General features: G+C 47.0%; 1 protein-coding gene. It reads right to left on the minus strand.

Annotated elements, in window-relative coordinates:
* Positions 1-438: hypothetical protein (locus ICE89_RS11390; protein ID WP_216265972.1), on the minus strand; the 438-nt coding region annotated here is incomplete at both ends.

A 438-nucleotide genomic window follows, 5' to 3' on the forward strand; every position in this document is an offset into this window, starting at 1 on the left:
GAGGCGATGCCGAGATCACTGATCCGGTGCCGGCACTATTGGTATTAAAAGTGTAGTTGATCGTTGGTGTTGCACCATAGGTGCTGGACTGACCAGAAGTAACGATCACATAGGCTTGGGCTTGATTGACCGTCAGCGACCCCGTACTAGAGCCTGCTGATATGGCATAAAAGAGTGAACTCAAACCACTTAAATAAGTCACGGCCGTATATCCGCCGGCATTAGCCGAGGAGTTTAGTGAAACATTGGTTGTGCTGGTTGGCGAGTATGTACCTTTAAATAAGGCTGTACCTGTCGCATTGACAGTAGCGGTATCAGAAGAAAGGTATGAAGTACCGCTTCCATTGGCCTGCGTATTAAATGTGTAAGTGATCGTTGGTGCTGAGCCATATGTTGGCGTATCAGAAGAGCCAAAAATGACATATAGCGAAGGTATTG

The sequence above is a fragment of the Polynucleobacter sp. AP-Kaivos-20-H2 genome, assembly GCF_018882215.1.
In the GTDB taxonomy this organism is placed as follows: domain Bacteria; phylum Pseudomonadota; class Gammaproteobacteria; order Burkholderiales; family Burkholderiaceae; genus Polynucleobacter.